We start from the raw sequence: 16,672 nt of genomic DNA, 5'->3' as shown, positions 1-16,672 counted from the left end.
CGCACCTGCGGATCTTCGTCACGTTCTTCCGCGTCGTCACCGGGCTGTCGAAACTGCGGCTGTATCACGAGGTTTCCGTCTTCGACGCGAAGCATCAGGTCTACGAATACGTGAACTGCCATCCGCGCACCGGGATGATGCGCGACGCCGTCGCCATCGCCCGCTGAATCCCGCCGGCACCGCCGGGGCCGGCGGTGCCGCTTACCGAACTGGAGAACGTCGATGGCCATCAAACGCCCGACCCGCGAACAACTGTCCGATATGGCAGCCGGCTTCGGCTTCATCTCGATTCCCGGCAACTCGCCGAATACGACGATGCCTTGCAGGCGAACTTCGACGCCTACGATGCGATCGACGCGCTGCCCGACTATCTGCCCGTCGTCGCGTATCCGCGCACGCCCGCTACCGCCCGGAAGGCGACGAGAACCGTTACGGCGCGTGGGCGCGCAAGAGCACGATCCACGGCGCCGCCGACGGCAAGCTGCGCGGCAGGACGGTGGTCGTGAAAGACAACATCTGCGTCGCCGGCGTGCCGATGCGCAATGGCTCGACCACGTTCGAGGGCTACGTGCCCGATGTCGATGCGACCGTCGTCACGCGGGTGCTCGACGCCGGCGGCACGATCGCCGGCAAGTCGACCTGCGAGTACTACTGCTTTTCCGGCGGCTCGCACACGAGCGCGTCGGGGCCGGTGCACAATCCGCGCAAGGCAGGGCACTCGTCCGGCGGCTCGTCGTCGGGCAGCGGCGCGCTGGTTGCGAGCGGCGAGGTCGACATGGCGCTCGGCGGCGACCAGGGCGGCTCGGTGCGGATCCCGTCCGCCTATTGCGGCATCTACGGGATGAAGCCGACGCACGGGCTCGTGCCGTACACCGGCGCGATGCCGATCGAGGCAACCGTCGATCATCTGGGGCCGATGACGGGCAACGTGCTCGACAACGCGCTGCTGCTCGACGTGATCGCGGGCGACGACGGGCTCGATCCGCGCCAACGGACGTTGCCGCCGCGCGCCGACTATCTCGGCGCGATCCGCGACGGCATCGCGGGATTGCGGATCGGCATCCTGCGCGAGGCGTTCGGGCTTGCCAATTCGGAGAAAGTGGTCGACGAGGCCGTGCGGGCCGCCACGCAGCGGTTGCGCAAGCTGGGCGCGCGCGTCGAAGAAGTGTCGGTGCCGCTGCATGCGGCCGGCACCGCGATCTGGCTGCCGATTGCGGCCGAGGGCGCGACGCAGCAGATGATGAAGGGCAACAGCCACGGGTTCAACTGGGGCGGCCTGTATGTGACCGGCATGATCGATCATCACGCGGGCTGGCGCGAGCGCGCCGACGAGTTGCCGGATACCGTGAAGGTGACGATGCTGCTGGGCGAATACTTCACGAGCCGGTATCGCGGGCGTTACTACGCGAAGTGCCAGAACCTCGCGCGACGCTTGCGATCGGCTTACGACGCGGCGCTGCAGTCGTATGACGTATTGCTGATGCCGACCGTACCGATGCGCGCGTCGAAGCTGCCGGAGCCCGGTTGCGCGATGTCCGAGTCGCTGACGCGGGCGTTCGAGATGCTCGCGAATACCGCGCCGTTCGACGTGTCCGGGCATCCGGCAATGTCGCTGCCGTGCGGGGTAGCCGACGATCTGCCGATCGGGCTGCAACTGGTCGGGCGCCCGTTTCGACGAGGCGACGCTCTACCGCGTTGCGTATGCGTATGAACAGTCGTCCGACTGGCGTCGGACGACGTGCGCATGACATGCCCGGAGCGGTAGCATGCCGCCGCCGCGCCGCGTGCCGGTTCGACCGGCCACGCGGTGTACGCGGTCATCGATTGGACAATGCGCTTTTGAACGGGCACGCTGTCGGCTGCGTGTTTGCTAACCCATGTGGGGCACGACCATGACGATGCGTCCTTTCCCGCGCGCCGCACGCGGCGACGCGCCCGTTCCGGCGTCCGGCAGCCCGCTGGACGAACGGACGAACGCGGCCATCGAGGTGCCGATCGACGGCTCGGTCAGCCAGCGTATCGAATTCTGGCGCGAGACGATTCTGCGCCTGTTCGCGGACGTGCAGATCGCGGCCGTGCAGAAAGCCGATTTCTTCGGCCGGGTGCGGCAGCGCAAGTGCGAAAAGATGCGAATCTCGGAAATCCACGCGAGCGAGCAGGCCGTGATACGGCGTTATCGCCAGGCGCGCAGCGAGTACGAGGACAAGTATTTCGGGGTCTTGATGCTCGAGGGCAGCCAGTCGGTCGAACAGGACGGCAAGATCGTCACGCTGCATCCCGGGGATTTCGCGATCTACGATGCGACACGGCCTCACCACCTGCAGTTCGGCCAGTCGTGGCGCGAGATCGTCGTCAGCATTCCCCGTGCGACGCTGAACCAGCTCGTCGTCGGGATGGAGCACCGCACGGCGTGCCCGACGCAAACCGGGGACGGCGTCGGCAGCGTCATGCGTGCGTTTCTCGAGCAGATGTCGTCGCAGATCCGCAGTGTGACCGAGGACGAGATGCGGCAGTTGTCGGATACCGCGATCACGCTGATCGCGATGACGCTCGGGGGCATGCAACGCAACGACCTCGCGCAATCGAGGATGAAGGCGTTGACACTGACGCGTGTGAAACGGCATGTGCTCGAGCACCTGCACGATCCGGAGCTGAACCCGATGATGATCGAGCGCTCGATCGGGATTTCGTCGCGGTACATCAACAAGCTCTTCGAGGCCGAGGAGACGTCGCTGATGCGTCACGTGTGGAACCTGCGGCTCGAACGGTGCGCGCAGGATCTCGCGAATCCGCAATGCGCGTCGCTGCGCGTATCGGACGTCGCATTGCGCTGGGGATTCAACGACATGTCGCATTTCAGTCGTGTGTTTCGCGAGCGGTTTGCGATGTCGCCGCGGGCGTGGCGCGAGCAGGGCGGCAAGCCGCGCGCGTAATGCGTCCCGCGCCGCGTTCGTGGCCGGCAAGCGCCGATCGGAGGCGGCCGGACGTCGACAGGCGCAGCCGCCGTCAGTGCAGCGCCCGCGGCGCGTGCGCCGGCCGCGAATCGGTGGAGTCGACCACGCCGGTTGCATCGGTTGCGTCTCCCGCGCGCAGCGGTCCGCCCGCGCAGGGTTCCGTCGACACCGAGAAGCCGAACGTGTTGACGCCGCCCGAACACGCGACGAATACGCTGCCGCCGTGCATCTCGGCGACGGCCTTGACGATCGACAGCCCGAGCCCGTGGTTCTCCTTGCTGTTCGCGCGGGCTTCCTCGAGCCGGTAGAAGCGTTCGAACACGTGCGAGCGCTGCACCGGATCGATCGGCTCGCCGGGGTTCGACACGGCCATCTCGACGAGCGTGTCGCGGCGCGTGATCGTCACGTGCAACGTCGCGCCGGGCGCGGAATGCTGGATCGCATTGATCAGCAGGTTCGTCATCGCACGACGGAACAGCGACGGATCGACGGCCGCGCGCGCGTCGCCGTGCAGTTCGGCGTGCAATTGCGCCTCGTCGAGCGGGATCTCGAGGAAATCGAGCATGCGCCGCACCTCGTCGGCGAGCGACACGTCCTTCAGGTCGGTTGCCCGTTCGCCGCGGTCGCTGCGCGACAGGAACAGCATGTCGTTGATGATCACGCGCAGCCGCTCGAATTCCTCGAGGTTCGACTGCAGCGTCTGCCGCATCCGCTCGACGGTGCGGTCGCGGCTGGTCAGCGCGACCTGGGTCTGGCCGATCAGGATGCTGATCGGCGTGCGCAGTTCGTGCGCGACGTCCGCGTTGAACGCCTCGAGCCGCGCGTAGGTCTGCTGGATGCGATCGAGCGCGCCGTTGAACGACGTGGCGAGGTCGCGCAGCTCGGCCGGCAGTGCGTCGGTGTGCAGCCGCTGGCGGCGGTTCGCGAGGCTGATGGCCGATGCATCCTGCGACAGCCGGTCGAGCGGCGCGAGCCCGAAGCGGGCTACCGCGCGGCTCAGCAGCAGCGTGATGATCGTCGCGATCGCGATCAGCCCGGCGAGCGTCCAGCCGAAGCGGCGCAGCATCCGCTGCGTGCGCTCGCACGAGCTGGCGACGATCAGCCTCAGTGTCGGCCGCTCGCCGTTGCCGGCCACCGTGACGGTCTTGGTCATCACGTCGTAGCTGCTGTCGTTCAGCGCGTAGCGCTGGAATGCGCCGAACGGCGCGCCGACGGGCACGCCGTCGACGGGCTTGCCGAACCGGAAATCCGGATTCGTGCTGTCGACCTGGTAGCGCGTCGAGCCGTCGGGCGGTTCGAGATCGGCGAGCTTTTCCTGCATGAGGCGCCCGCGTTCGGACGTGAGCGCGTGCGACACGATCATCTCGGCGACCTTGGTGCGCGTATCGAGCGTCGCGCGCAGCTCGGCGAACAGCTGGCGCTCCATCATCACGAACAGCCCGCAGCCCACCAGCGTGAACACGAGCAGCGACACGATGCCGAACATCGCCGACAGCCGCAGGACGATCGAGCGTTTCATGCCGGCCTCTCGGTATCGCCGTCCTCGCGCGCCTCGAGCACGTAGCCCATGCCGCGGATCGTATGCAGCAGCTTGTCCGCGAACGGGCCGTCGAGTTTCGCGCGCAACCGCTTGATCGCCGTTTCGACGACGTTCGCGTTGCTGTCGAAGTTCACGTCCCACACGAGTTCGGCGATGGTCGTCTTCGACAGCACCTCGCCGCTGCGCCGCGCGAGCACGCCGAGCAGCTGGAATTCCTGTGCGGTCAGGTCGAGCCGCGTGCCGTCGCGGGTCGCGCGGCGGCCGATCAGGTCGACCCGCAGGTCGCCGATCGAGATCAGCGTCGATTCCTGCACGCGCGCGCGGCGCGTCAGCGCGCGCAGCCGTTCGATCAGCTCGAGGAACGAGAACGGCTTGGTCAGGTAGTCGTCGGCACCGCCGCGCAAGCCCCGCACGCGGTCGTCGACGCGGTCGCGCGCGGTCAGCATGATGACGGGCGTCTGCTTCTGCGCGCGCAACGCACGCAGCACGCCGAAGCCGTCGAGCTTCGGCAGCATCACGTCGAGCACGACCACGTCGTAGTCGAATTCGACGGCTTTCCACGCGCCGTCCTCGCCGTCGAGCGCGGTATCGACGACCCAGCCTTCCTCGGTCAGGCCGCTCTTCAGGTACTCGACGACTTTCGGTTCGTCTTCGACGATCAGGACTTTCATGTTCGAATCCGTTGTCCGCGTAATCCGGTTAAGGGCCCGGGGGCGCTGGCGCCGGTGCCGGGGCTGCGGCGACCTCGGCCGGCGCCGGGCCGCTTGCCGCCTGGCCGTCCCAGCCGCCGCCGAGCGCCTTCGCGAGAAACACGACGAGCGCCGCGCGCTGGCCCTGGATCTGCACGGCCTGCCGTTCGCTCGTCAGCAACTGCTGCTCGGCTGTCAGCACGTCGATGAACGGCGTCAGGCCGCCCGCGTAGCGATCCTGCGCGAGCGACACGAGCTTGCGCGCGTCGTCGACGGCCGCGGAGGCCTGCTGCGCGGCCTCCGCGAGCACCGACAACCCGGTGACCGCATTCTGCACCTCCTGGAACGCGGTGAGCACGGTCTGCCGGTAATTGGCCTGCGCGGCGACATAGCCGGCCTGCGCGAAATCGACGCCGGCCTTCAGCTTGCCGCCTTCGAACAGCGGCTGGCTGAGCGACCCGCCGACCGACCACAGCAACGCCGGGACGGTGAACAGGCCGGCGAAGCGCGTCGCGTCCCAGCCGATGTCGGGCGACAGCGTGATGCGCGGGAAATACGCGGCGCGCGCGACGCCGATCTGCGCATTCGCGGCGGCCATCGCGCGCTCGGCCGACGCGACGTCGGGGCGCCGCTGCAGCACGTCGCTCGGCAGGCCGGTCGGCAGCGCGGGCGCATTGATCGGCACGACGCGCGGCGCGATCGAGAAGGTGGGGGCCGGCGTGCCGACCAGTGTCGCGATCGCGGTTTCGACCTGCACGCGCTGCTGGAGCAGCAGCTGCGCCTGGGTGCGCGTCGCGTCGAGCTGCGCGCGCTGCTGCAGCAGGTCGAGGCCCGACACCGCGCCGAGGTCGTGCCGCGCGCTCACGTAGTCGAGCGCCTTCTGCTGCAGGTCGATCGAGCGCTTGACGACGTCGATCTCGGTGTCGAATTCGCGCAGCGCGAAATAGCTCGACGCGAGATCGGCGGTCAGCACCAGGCGCGCGTTCGCGAAATCGTCGCGCGCCTGTTCGGTGGTGGCCTGCGCCGATTCGACGCTGCGCCGCACGCGGCCGAACAGGTCGAGCTCGTAGCTGACGCTCGCGCCGACCTGGACGTCGTTCTGCACGGTCGACGCGCTCTGCGTCGCGTAGTTGGTCTGCGGCCGGTCGGCCGAGATCTTGAAGCGCTGGCCGCTCGCGTTCAGGCCGACGGCCGGATACTGCGCCGAGGCGACCGACGCGAGCGTCGCCTTCGCCTGGTCGTAGCGCGCGGCGACGGCCTTCAGGTTCTGGTTGTTGCGCAGCGCTTCGGCTTCCAGCGCGTCGAGCTGCGGATCGCCGAACGCGGTCCACCATGCCGGGTCGAGCGGCGCGCGGGCCGGCGCGGCCGGGTGCCAGTACCCATCGGCCGGATCGAGCCGCCACGCGGCCGGCGTGGCGACGTCGGGCCGCCGGTAGTCGGGGCCGACCGTGCAGCCGGCGAGGGCGGCGGCGAGCGCAACGGCGGTGGCGGAGACGGCGGCGGGCCGCCGGCGGATGCGCATCGCGATCACGACTTCGCCTCCGCGGCGCTCGATGCCGGCTTCGCGGCCGGCACCGAGACGATCACCTGATCGCCGTTGGCGAGGGCGTCGCTCGGGTTCGTGACGAGACGGTCGTTCGGCGTGAGCGGGCCGTCGACTTCGAGCGTCTGCCCGATCGTGCGTACGACCGTCACCTGTTTCAGGCGCACCTGGCCGTTCGCATCGACCGTCGCGACCGTCGGGCCTTCGGCGCGGAACAGCAACGTATTGGCCGGCACCTGCAGGCGGCCGACCGGCGTCATCGGCAACGTGGCCTGCACGTAGGCGCCGGGCAGCAGCCGCCCGTCCGGGTTCGGCAGCGTGATCTCGATCTGCAGCGAGCGCGTCGCGACGTCGATCGCCTCGGACGTGCGCGTGATCGTCCCGTCGAACGTCCGGCCCGGCAGCTCGGCCTGCGCGACGCTCACGTGCTGGCCGACCTTCACCTGCTGCGCGTACGCCTGCGGCACCTGCACGTAGAGGCGCAGCCGGTCGGCCTGCACGACCGTGAACAGCGAACGCCCCGCGTTGCCGGAGCTGACGAGATCGCCGACGTCGACGTTGCGCTGCGTGACGATCCCGTCGATCGGCGCGACGATCCGCTGGAAGCCTTTCAGCTCGGTGAGGCGGCGCATGTTCGCGTCGGCCGCGGCGAGGTTCGCGGTGCCCTGGTTGAACGCGCCTTGCCGGTCGTCGAGTTCCTGCTGCGAGACGGCATCGCGCTGGCGCAACTGCTGCGCGCGGTCGAACGACGTCTTCGCGAGCGCGAGTGCGGCTTGCGCCTGCTGGCGCTGCGCGGTGGCCTGCGCGAGTTCCTGGTTCAGCTCGGGCGTGTCGAGTTCGGCGAGCACCTGGCCCTGCTTCACGTGCGCGCCGATGTCGGCCTGCCAGCGCAGCACGTAGCCGCTCGCGCGTGCATAGATCGGCGCCTCGACGAAGCCGCGCAGCGTGCCGGGCAGCGACAGCTTGCCGCCGGTGGCCGCATCGACCGGATGCGCGATGGTCACGTACTGGCGCGTGTTCTGCTCGGCGACCGTGTCGAGCCGGTTGCGGTTCAGCACGTTGACGACGATCGTGCGCGCGGCGCCGGCGGCCAGCAGCACGCCGATCACGATCAGGACGATGCGTCCGCGTCGCGACACCGACGTGCGTGTCGGCAGGTGCATGCCGTGTTCGTCCACCTGGATGCCGACGGCGCTGTGATGTTTCTCTTCCATGAATTCAACCAATTCAACCGGGTAGTGGGACGAAAGGGGACGAAAGTCAGTGTCCGGCCTGGCGCGCGCGCCGGCGGGCCAGCCGCGCATGCACGCCGCCGAACACGAGCGGCACGAACAGCAGCGTCGAAACGGTCGCGAACAGCAGCCCGCCGATCACCGCGCGGCCCAGCGGCGCGTTCTGCTCGGCGCCTTCGCCGAGACCGAGCGCCATCGGCACCATCCCGATGATCATCGCGAGCGCCGTCATCAGCACCGGCCGGATCCGTGTCGCGCCGGCCTCCAGCGCGGCCGTGAGCGGCGGCGCGCCGGCTTCGAGACGCTGGCGCGCGAACGACACGACCAGGATGCTGTTCGCGGTCGCGACGCCCACCGTCATGATCGCGCCCGTCAGCGCGGGCACGCTCAGGTGCGTGCCGGTGATGAACAGCATCCACACGATGCCGGCGAGCGCGGCCGGCATCGCGCTGATGATGATCAGCGGGTCGAGCCACGACTGGAAATTGACGACGATCAGCAGGTAGACGAGCACGATCGCCATCGCGACGCCCGCGCCGAGGCCGAGGTACGACGTGCGCATCGTCTCGATCTGGCCGCGCATCGTCAGCTCGGTGCCGCGCGGCAGCGTCGCGCGCGCGTCCGACACGATGCGGTCGATCTCGCCCGCGACCGCGCCGAGGTCGCGGCCCTCGACGCTCACGTACACGTCGATCGCCGGGCGGATGTTGTAGTGCGTGATCACGGCCGGGTTCGCGGTGCTGCGCACCTGCACGAGGTTGCCGAGCAGTTGCAGCGGCATGCCCGTGCGGCCGCTCGCCGAAATCGGCGTGCCGAGCAGGTCGTCGACCGACGAGATGCTGTATTGCGGGGTCTGGATCTGCAGCGGGTACTGGACGCCGGTGCGCGGGTTGATCCAGAACGACGGCGTCGTCTGCGAGCTGCCGGACAGGGAGATCAGCATGTTCTGCGCGACGTTCTGCGCGGAGAGATTGAGCTGCTGCATGCGCGTACGGTCCATGTCGGCCAGCAGGGTCGGCTCGTCGTTGCGTTGCAGCACGTGCACGTCGACGGCGCCGGGGATTTGCCTGAACTTTTTCATCAGGCTGCTCGCGATAGTCATGTTACTCGCGAGATCGTTGCCGAGCACCTGCAGGTCGATCGCGGCCGGTTGGCCGAAGTTGAGGATCTGCGTGATGATGTCCGACGGCTGGAAGAAGAACTCGACGCCCGGGAAGCGCTCGGGCAGCACCGTGCGCAGTGCCTGCACGTAGTGCTGGGTCGCGCGGTGGCCGGGCTTCAGCGCGATCAGCAGCTCGCCGTCGAGCGTGCCGATCGTGCCGGCGTTGCTGTACGACAGGTTGATGCCGCTCACCGGCAGGCCGAGGTTGTCGACGATCGCGCCGAGCTCGTCGGGCGGCACGGTTGCGCGGATCACGCGCTCGACCTGGTCGGCGAGGCGCGCGGTTTCCTCGATCCGGTAGCCGGTCGGCGCGCGCATGTGCAGGCGGATGTTGCCCGAATCGGCGTTCGGGAAGAAGTCGCGGCCGAGCACGAATACGAGGCCGGTCGACAGCACGCAGAAGCCGAGGAAGCACGTCGCGTAGAAGCGGCGGCGCACCAGCAGGATGCTGAGCAGCACGATGTACCACGCGCGCAGCCGCTCGAACGCTTCGTTGAACGCGTGATGGATGCGTGCGAAGCGCGACGTCGAACGATCCGGGCCGGCGCTCGCCTGCTGCGGGCGGAACAGCAGCATCGCGAGCGTCGGCACCAGCGTGCGCGACAGCACGTACGACGCGAGCATCGCGAACACGACGGCTTCCGCGAGCGGCACGAACAGGAAACGCGCGACGCCCGTGAGGAAGAACATCGGCACGAACACGATGCAGATGCACAGCGTCGACACGAACGCGGGCACCGCGATCTCGCCGGCGCCTTCGAGGATCGCGTCATGCAGGTTCGTACTGAACGACGACCCCCACGCTCCCTCCGGTCGCTGCCCCCCGAGGGGGGCGCTCGGCACGCTTGGGGCGGCCCGGCGCGTGCCGAGATGCAGGTGCCGCTCGATGTTCTCGATCGTCACCGTCGCATCGTCGACCAGGATCCCGACCGCGAGCGCGAGCCCGCCGAGCGTCATGATGTTGATGGTCTCGCCGAGCGCGGACAGCGCGATCAGCGACGTGAAGATCGACAGCGGAATCGAGATCGCAATGATCAGCGTGCTGCGCCAGTTGCCGAGGAACAGCAGGATCATCATCGCGGTCAGCACGGCGGCGATCAGCGCTTCGTGGATCACGCCCTGGACGGCCGCGTCGACGAACACCGACTGGTCGAACAGCGGCGTGATCGTGAGCCCTTCGGGTAGTGTCGGGATCACCTTCGGCAGCAGCGCCTTCAGGTCCGACACGACCTTGAGCGTCGACGCGTCGCCGCTTTTCAGGATCGAGATGAGCACGCCGCGCTGGCCGTTCTGGCGCACGACGTTGGTCTGCGGCGCGAAGCCGTCGCGTACCGATGCGACCTCGCGCAGATAGGTCGTCGCGCCGTTGACGGTCTGGACCGGCAGGTTGTTGATGTCGGCGACCGTATCGGCCGACGCGTTGGTGTCGATCCGGTATTCGGTCTGGCCCATCTTCGCGGTGCCGGTCGGCAGCACGAGGTTCTGCGCGTTGACCGCGTTGACGATGTCGGCGGGCGTGAGCCCCTTCGCGAGCAGCGCCTGCGGATCGAGGTCGATCGCGACCACGCGCGTGCGGCCGCCGTACGGGAACGGGATCTGCACGCCCGGCACCGTGATCAGCTGCGGGCGCAGGAAGTTGAGCGCGATGTCGGCGAGCGACTGTTCGCTGAGCGTCTTGCTCGACAGCCCGAGCTGGATCACCGGGATGCTCGAGGCCGAATAGGTGATCACGAGCGGCGGCGTCGCGCCCTGCGGCATCTGCCGCACGATCGCCTGCGCGGACGAGACCGTCTGCGCGATCGCCGTCTGCACGTTCGCGCCCGGCTGCAGGAACACCTTCACGACCGCGATGCCGGGCAGCGACGTCGATTCGACGTGCTGGATGTTGTTGACGGTCGTCGTCAGGATCCGTTCATGCACGGACGTGATGCGGTTCGTCATCTCCGTCGCGGAGAAGCCGCTGTAATTCCAGATGACGCTGATCACGGGGATGTTGATCGCGGGCAGCACGTCGACCGGCGTGCGCATCAGCGCCAGCGGGGTGGCCAGCACGATCATGATGGCCATGACGATGAACGTGTAGGGGCGCCTGAGCGCAAGATTGACGATCCACATGGAGGCAGCGGGACAGGCGGTGATCAGGCGTCGGTGAAGGGAACCCGCATGATAGGCGTCGGCGTGGAACGGGTTACTGTCGCGAAACTGGCGGAATTGTCAGGTTGCGGCGGGGCGGCCCGGCGCCGATTCGGCAGAGGAAACGCCGCGGGGCGCGCCGGCCACAAAACGGTCGCGATACCGGGCGGGCCGGCTGCGCCTGCGGCGGTTCCGCTCATGGGCCCGTGCTCAGATCTGCTCCATCCCGACACGCGCGAGCGCCCCCAGATCGACGACCTCGATCTGGTTGTACGCGAGCCGCAGCACGCCGAGTTTCTCGAGCTGCTGCAGCGCCTGGTTGATCCGCTGCCGCGACACGCCGACGAGCATCCCCAGTTCCTCCTGCGAGATCGACAGCGACGGGCCGGTGTCCGGGTACAGGTCGGGATTGAACAGTTGCGCGAGCGACTGCGCGACGCGTGCGTCGACGTCCAGCAGCCGGCTGTTCTGGATCGACGCGATGAATTCGCCCATCCGGTTGTTCAACTGATGAATCACGAAGCGCGTGAACGGCAGGCTCGTGTCGAGCAGTGCGTGGAACGTGTCGACCGGCACGAACAGCACGGTCGAGCGCTGGATCGCGACGACCTCGTACTTGCGCAGCTCGCGCTTGATCACGCTGCCTTCGCCGAACCAGCCGCCCGACGGCACGCCGGAGAACGTGCAGCCGCGCCCGGACGCATTGAAGATCGCGAGCTTCAGCAGCCCGCGGTGCACGCCGATCCAGTATTCGGACGGCGCGAGCCGATGGGCGATCACGTCGCCGGCCTCGCACTGCTCGACGCGCGATTGCGCGAGCACGAGCGCCTGGTGTTCGGGCGCGAGCGTGCGGAACCACGCGCACTGGCCGAACAGCGTGGACAGCGCCGGCAGCGGGCCCGGTGCGGAAAGGGCGTCGGCCGGGTGGGCGGGCGCGTCGGGCGGGGCGGCGAGAGGGTCGTGCATGGGTGCGGGTTTGCGAGGATAGGGATAACGCGCAGCGCGGGAAAGGCACTCTGTCGTTTCGATGACAGACGGCTCACAATAGCGCCCGTTAGGCTGTCGGCAATTGAACCACATCAAAACGATCCGGGGTGGAAGCGCCCCGGTCGACAGAACACGGGAGACAGGATCATGACGCAGATGTTCGAGGCCGGACTCGGCCGCCGCGACGCCAATTACGTGCCGCTCACCCCGATCGACTTCCTGGTCAGGACGGCCGAAGTCTACGGCGAGCGCCTCGCGATCGTGCACGGCGACGTGCGGCGCACCTGGGGCGAGACCTACTCGCGCGCGAAGCAGCTGGCGAGCGCGCTCGCGCGGCTCGGCGTCGGCCGCGGCGACACGGTCGCGGCGATGCTGCCGAACATCCCGGCGATGGTCGAGGCGCACTTCGGCGTGCCGATGGCCGGCGCCGTGCTGAACACGATCAACACGCGGCTCGACGTGTCGTCGGTGCTGTTCATGCTGCGCCATGGCGAGGCGAAGGTGCTGATCGTCGACACCGAATATGCGGAATTCGCGCATCGCGCGGCGCTCGAAGTGCCGGGCCTGAAGATCGTCAGCGTGGCCGATGCGATGCCGGCGGACCCTGCACGCTTCGCGGGCGCGACCGACTACGAGGCGCTCGTGGCAAGCGGCGACGCCGACTACGCGTGGACTCCGCCCGCCGACGAATGGGATGCGATCGCGCTGAACTACACGTCCGGCACGACCGGCGATCCGAAGGGCGTCGTCTACCACCATCGCGGCGCGTATCTCGCGGCGATCAGCAACATCCTCGAATGGGACATGCCGAAGCATGCCGTCTACCTGTGGACGCTGCCGATGTTCCACTGCAACGGCTGGTGCTTCCCGTGGGCCGTCGCGGCACGCGCGGGCGTGAACGTCTGCCTGCGCAAGTTCGACGCGAAGACGGTGTTCGACCTGATTCGCCGCGAACGCATCACGCACTACTGCGGCGCGCCGATCGTGCAGAGCGCGATCGCGAACGCGCCGGCCGAATTCCGCGCCGGCATCGACCACACGGTGCACGCGATGGTGGCGGGCGCGGCGCCCGCGCCGGCCGTGATCGCGAAGATGAAGGAGATCGGCTTCGACCTGCTGCACGTGTACGGGCTGACCGAGGTCTACGGCCCGGCGACCGTGTGCGCGAAGCAGGCGCATTGGGAGGAACTTCCGGATGAGGAGCGTGCGCGGCTCAATGCGCGCCAGGGCGTGCGCTACCACCTGGAAGCGGGCGCGACGGTGCTCGATCCCGACACGATGGCGCCGGTGCCGGCCGACGGCGAGACGCTCGGCGAGATCATGTTCCGCGGCAACATCTGCATGAAGGGCTACCTGAAGAACCCGAAGGCGACCGACGACGCGTTCCACGGCGGCTGGTTCCATACCGGCGATCTCGCGGTGCTGACGCCGGACGGCTATATCCGGATCAAGGATCGCAAGAAGGACATCATCATCTCGGGCGGCGAGAACATCTCGAGCATCGAGGTCGAGGATGCGCTGTACCGGCATCCGGCCGTGGCAGTCGCCGCCGTCGTCGCGATGCCCGACCCGAAATGGGGCGAGGTGCCGTGCGCGTTCGTCGAGCTGCGCGAAGGCGCGAGCGCGACCGAAGCGGAGATCGTCGCGCATTGCCGGCAGTTGCTCGCGGGCTTCAAGGTGCCGAAGGTCGTGCGCTTCGGCGAGCTGCCGAAGACGTCGACCGGCAAGATCCAGAAATTCCAGCTGCGCAACGCGGTCGGCTCGGACAAGGCGATCGACCTGGCGGGCGACAAGAAGTAGGCGAGCCGCCCGGCCCTGGCCGATCGTCCGTCGTCCGCTCCGGTCACGCGTCCCGCTCGAGGCGGAACACGCTGACCGCGTCCGCCAGCTGCGCGGCCTGATCGCGCAGCGCGACGGCCGCGCGTTCGGCGTCCGAGATCAGCGAGGCATTCCGCTGCGTCGCGTCGCCGATCTGCGTGACGGCCAGGTTCACCTGTTCGATGCCGGTCGATTGTTCGCGCGACGCGGCGCTGATCTCGCCGATCAGCGTGCTGACCTGGTCGACGCGCGCAACGATGTCACGCATCGTGCCGCGCGCGGCGTCCGCGATCCGGTAACCCTGTTCGACGGTCGTCGACGATTCGGCGCTCAGCGCGTCGATCTCCTTCACGGCAGCCGCGCTGCGCTGCGCGAGCGTGCGCACCTCGGCCGCGACCACCGCGAAGCCCTTGCCGTGTTCGCCCGCGCGCGCGGCCTCGACGGCCGCGTTCAGCGCCAGGATGTTGGTCTGGAACGCGATGCCCTCGATCGTGCCCGTGATCTCGGCGATCCGGCGTGTTGCGCGGCCGATGTCGTCCATCGTCGCGACCACGCGCTGCACCGCGGCGTCGCCGTTCGTCGCGGCGGCCGACGCGTGGGCGACCAGCGCGTTGGCCTGCGCCGCGTGCTCGGCGCTCTGCTGCACGGCGGCGGTGATCTGCTCCATGCTGGCGGCTGTCTGTTCGACGCTGCTCGCCTGCGTCGCGATCCGCGCGGCCATGTCGCCGCTGCCGGCCGCGATGTCGACGGTGCCGCGCGCGATGTCGGCCGAGCTGTTGCGCACCTGCTCGACGATCCGGGCGAGGCCGTCGCCGATCCCGTCGACGGCCTGCACGAGCCGGCCGATCTCGTCGTTGCCGGCGTGGCCCGCGTGGCCGCGCATGGCTGCGTCGTCGCGGATGCGCACGCTGAGATCGCCCGCCGCATAACGCTCGGAGGCGCGTGCCGCCGCATCGAGCGGCCGGCTCACGACACGGCGGACCACGATGACGAACAGCGTCGCGAACGCCGCGACGAGCAACGCGCCGATCATCAGGAAGCGGTTGCGGGTGGCGCGCATGCCGGCGAGCAGTTCGTCGTCGAGCGCGATGCCGCCGACGAGCCATTGCCACTGCGGAATCGTCGTGAACGACACGAATTTCGCGGTGGGCCCGCTGTCGTGCGCGGCCGGGTCGGTCGACGTGTATGCGAGCTGTCCCGCGCCGGCCGCGAGCATCTGCGCGTACGGCGCGCGCGTGTCGTCGGCAGGCGCGCCGGCCGCATCGGGATGCACGACGAAGGTGCCGCGCGACGGGCCCTGCGATGCGTCGAGCACGAAGTAGTAGCCGTTGCTGCCGATCTTCAGCGAGCGGATGCCGTCCTCGACGAGCTTGAGCTCGGCGCCGATGTCCAGGCCGACGAACAGCGCGCCGATCACGCGGCCGGTCGCATCGGTCACCGGCTTGTATTGCGTGACGTACGGCCGCCCGAACAGCTTCGCGAGGCCCGTGTACACGCGTCCGGCGACGAGCGGGGCGTACGCGGGGCCCGCACGGTCGAGCTTCGTGCCGACGGCACGCGCGCCGTCCTGCTTCTTCAGCGATGTCGTGATGCGCACGAAATCGTCGCCGTCGCGCGCGAAGATCGTCGCGATCGCGCCGCTTTTCTTCAGGAACTGGTCGGGAATCGAATAGTCGAGGTCGAGCGGCTGGCCGCCCGCGAGGAGCGTCGGCGCGGCGACGCCGCCGATGTCGACGGTGCGCGCCGGGTCGATCGAGAACTCGGCCGGCAGGAAGCTCGCGAACAGCGACATCGAGCGATCGGCTTCGGCGGTCAGCGCCTTGTCGAACAGGTCGACCATCGCGCGGATCGACTGCTCGTTGTCGGCGATCCGCAGGTGCGCCTCTTCGGCGAGCTGCCGGCCGGCGAAATGGGCGAGCGTCCATGCGAACACGGTAAACAGCAGGGCGACGAGCGCGCACGCCAGCGCGGCAAGACGCGCGCCGACGCTCACCCGGCCCAATTGGGTCAATCTCATGAAACTTCCTGAGTGGGGAGGGAGAGGGGCGGAACGCACGCGTCACCGCTGATCGACCTTAATACGGCAGCAGCGGCGAATTCTTTAGCGGCGCGTCGTCGATGGCGACGCCGGCAGGTGCGGCGGGAACGCGGCTGTCAGTGCGTGACGAGCCACGCGACGGCCAGGTAACGGCCGACCTTCGCGATCGTCACGATCGCGAGAAAGCTCGGCAGCGGCTCGCGCAGCACGCCGGCGATCATCGTCAGCGGATCGCCGATCACGGGCGCCCAGCTGAGCAGCAGCGACCAGCGGCCGTAGCGCGCATACCAGCGCTCGGCGCGTGCGAGCGCGGCGGGCTTGACGGGAAACCAGCGGCGCGCGCGGAAGTGCTCGATGCCGCGCCCGAGCGCCCAGTTGATCGCGGAGCCGGCGACGTTGCCGACGCTCGCGACGAGCACCAGCGCCCATACGGGTTCGCGCCCGGCAAGCAGCAGGCCGGCGAGCACGGCTTCGGACTGGAGCGGGAACAGGGTCGCGGCGACCATCGACACGGCGAACAGGCCGCCGTAAGTGAGCAATTCGGACATCGCGCGATTGTACCGGGCGCATGCCCGC

The 16,672-nt window shown here is 68.8% G+C and carries 11 protein-coding genes and 1 pseudogene; 4 read left to right on the top strand and 8 right to left on the bottom strand.

Annotated elements, in window-relative coordinates; translation table 11 throughout:
* The 3 genes and pseudogenes from APZ15_RS40210 to APZ15_RS32385 all read left to right on the top strand — a co-directional run.
* Nucleotides 1-167: phenylacetaldoxime dehydratase family protein (locus tag APZ15_RS40210; protein ID WP_167562620.1), on the top strand; the 167-nt coding region annotated here is incomplete at its 5' end.
* Nucleotides 168-222: 55 nt separating this feature from the next.
* A pseudogene (locus tag APZ15_RS32390) lies at nucleotides 223-1,748 on the top strand (amidase).
* A gap of 144 nt (nucleotides 1,749-1,892) precedes the next feature.
* Nucleotides 1,893-2,933, top strand: a complete 1,041-nt coding sequence (locus APZ15_RS32385; RefSeq protein WP_027791488.1) for an AraC-like ligand-binding domain-containing protein — start codon at nucleotides 1,893-1,895, stop codon at nucleotides 2,931-2,933.
* A 73-nt stretch (nucleotides 2,934-3,006) separates the two neighbouring features.
* On the opposite strand, the gene APZ15_RS32380 is transcribed toward APZ15_RS32385, so the two are convergent.
* The 6 genes from APZ15_RS32380 to APZ15_RS32355 form a co-directional block, all read right to left on the bottom strand.
* A complete protein-coding gene (locus APZ15_RS32380; RefSeq protein WP_027791489.1) occupies nucleotides 3,007-4,473 on the bottom strand; it encodes a heavy metal sensor histidine kinase in 1,467 nt (488 codons plus the stop codon).
* Nucleotides 4,470-5,165 carry a heavy metal response regulator transcription factor gene (locus APZ15_RS32375; RefSeq protein WP_021159240.1) on the bottom strand — a complete coding sequence of 232 codons (696 nt, stop codon included), beginning with the start codon at nucleotides 5,163-5,165 and terminating at the stop codon, nucleotides 4,470-4,472. Before APZ15_RS32375 ends, APZ15_RS32380 begins: the two co-directional genes overlap by 4 nt.
* Nucleotides 5,166-5,193: 28 nt before the next feature.
* Complete coding sequence (locus APZ15_RS32370; RefSeq protein ID WP_080981945.1) at nucleotides 5,194-6,705, bottom strand: efflux transporter outer membrane subunit; 1,512 nt, start codon at nucleotides 6,703-6,705, stop codon at nucleotides 5,194-5,196.
* Nucleotides 6,706-6,710: 5 nt separating this feature from the next.
* Nucleotides 6,711-7,940, bottom strand: a complete 1,230-nt coding sequence (locus APZ15_RS32365; protein WP_027791491.1) for an efflux RND transporter periplasmic adaptor subunit — start codon at nucleotides 7,938-7,940, stop codon at nucleotides 6,711-6,713.
* Nucleotides 7,941-7,986: 46 nt separating this feature from the next.
* On the bottom strand, nucleotides 7,987-11,235 hold the full coding sequence (locus APZ15_RS32360) for an efflux RND transporter permease subunit (protein WP_027791492.1): 3,249 nt from the start codon (nucleotides 11,233-11,235) through the stop codon (nucleotides 7,987-7,989).
* Between the two features lie 228 nt (nucleotides 11,236-11,463).
* Entirely contained in the window at nucleotides 11,464-12,219 is a 756-nt protein-coding gene (locus APZ15_RS32355; protein WP_027791493.1) for a Crp/Fnr family transcriptional regulator, read from the bottom strand.
* Between the two features lie 168 nt (nucleotides 12,220-12,387).
* Between APZ15_RS32355 and APZ15_RS32350 the strand changes: the two genes are divergently transcribed.
* A complete protein-coding gene (locus tag APZ15_RS32350) occupies nucleotides 12,388-14,040 on the top strand; it encodes an acyl-CoA synthetase (RefSeq protein ID WP_027791494.1) in 1,653 nt (550 codons plus the stop codon).
* A gap of 43 nt (nucleotides 14,041-14,083) precedes the next feature.
* Here the strand turns inward: APZ15_RS32350 and APZ15_RS32345 are convergent, their stop codons facing one another.
* Both APZ15_RS32345 and APZ15_RS32340 read right to left on the bottom strand, forming a co-directional pair.
* Nucleotides 14,084-16,075, bottom strand: coding sequence for a methyl-accepting chemotaxis protein (locus tag APZ15_RS32345; protein ID WP_027791495.1), 1,992 nt, complete (start codon nucleotides 16,073-16,075; stop codon nucleotides 14,084-14,086).
* 137 nt (nucleotides 16,076-16,212) lie between these two features.
* On the bottom strand, nucleotides 16,213-16,644 hold the full coding sequence (locus tag APZ15_RS32340; RefSeq protein WP_027791496.1) for a YqaA family protein: 432 nt from the start codon (nucleotides 16,642-16,644) through the stop codon (nucleotides 16,213-16,215).
* Nucleotides 16,645-16,672: the final 28 nt, after the last annotated feature.

Source organism: Burkholderia cepacia ATCC 25416 (assembly GCF_001411495.1).
GTDB lineage: Bacteria > Pseudomonadota > Gammaproteobacteria > Burkholderiales > Burkholderiaceae > Burkholderia > Burkholderia cepacia.
The sequence above is the reverse complement of the archived record's forward strand: the minus strand, read 5'-3'. Positions and strand labels throughout refer to the sequence as shown.